The following is a 1,171-nucleotide window of genomic DNA, read 5'->3' as shown; positions in this document are numbered from 1 at the left end:
CCGCGGCTGGGCCGGCCGCGGATGGGGCGGGCGCCCCGCCGCGCACCACGCACATCCCCGAGCTCCACGGCCTGCGCGGGCTCGCCCTCGCGCTGGTGGTGGCGTTCCACCTGTTCGGCAACGGCCGGGTCTCCGGCGGCGTCGACGTCTTCCTGGTGCTGTCCGGGTTCCTCGCCACGGGATCCCTGCTGCGCCGGGCCGAGCGGCGCCAGCTCCGCCTGGGCGAGCACTACGGGCGCACGTTCTCCCGGCTCGTGCCGCCGGCCCTGGTGGTGCTCGTCGCGACGGCTGCGCTCACCTGGTGGGTCATGCCGCGCGGCAGCTGGATGCAGACCGGCCGGGAGATCCTGGCCTCGGCCCTGTACTACGTGAACTGGGAGATGATCGCCGGCCAGCTCGTCTATGGCGCCGCCGGCCCCCAGACCAGCCCGCTGCAGCACTTCTGGTCCATGTCCGTGCAGGGGCAGTTCTTCCTGGCCTGGCCGGTCGTGGTGCTGATCGTGGTGGCGCTCGCCCGCACGGCCCGGATCTCCGCGCGCGGCCTGCTGCTCGTGGCGGTCGGCGCCGCGACCGTCGCGTCCTTCGTCTTCGCGCAGGAACTGCACGGCTCGGACCAGCCGGTCGCCTACTTCCACACCTGGGCCCGGTTCTGGGAGCTCGGGCTGGGCGGGTTCCTCGCGCTCGTGCTGCCCTGGGTGCGCCTGCCCGGCGCCCTGCGGCCGCTGCTCGGCTGGGCCGGGCTGGCGCTGGTGGTCTCCAGCGGTTTTGTGCTCGACGGCGGGGCGCTGTTCCCTGGTTACGGGGCCCTGTGGCCGGTCGGTGGGGCGCTGCTCGTGCTGCTGGGCTCGGGCGGCAGCGCCGGCTGGGGCCCGCGCGGGCTGCTGCGGGTGGCCCCGCTGCGCTTCGTCGCGGACATCTCCTACGCGCTCTACCTGTGGCACTGGCCGCTGCTCATCGCCTACCTGCACCGCACCGGCCAGGACCGGGTGGACCTGCTGGGTGCTGCACTCATCATGGCGGCGTCCGTGGCACTGTCCTGGCTCACCACCGTGCTCGTCGGCAACCCCGCCCAGCGGTTCCGTGAGCGGTTCGGCGGCGGGCGCGCGCTGGTGGCCGCCATGGTCAGCGTGGCTCTCGTGGCCGGCGGCGCCGTCGCCGGGCTGGCCGCGCT

At 74.8% G+C, this 1,171-nt stretch carries 1 protein-coding gene; it reads left to right on the top strand.

The annotated features are described in order from the left end of the window. The coding region (locus PROKR_RS03385; RefSeq protein WP_157601859.1) for an acyltransferase family protein at nucleotides 1-1,171 on the top strand (1,171 nt) is incomplete at both ends.

It is taken from the genome of Promicromonospora kroppenstedtii DSM 19349 (assembly GCF_000515355.1).
GTDB classification, from domain to species: domain Bacteria; phylum Actinomycetota; class Actinomycetes; order Actinomycetales; family Cellulomonadaceae; genus Promicromonospora; species Promicromonospora kroppenstedtii.
Note: the sequence above shows the minus strand (reverse complement) of the source record. Positions and strands in the feature narration are given on the sequence as shown.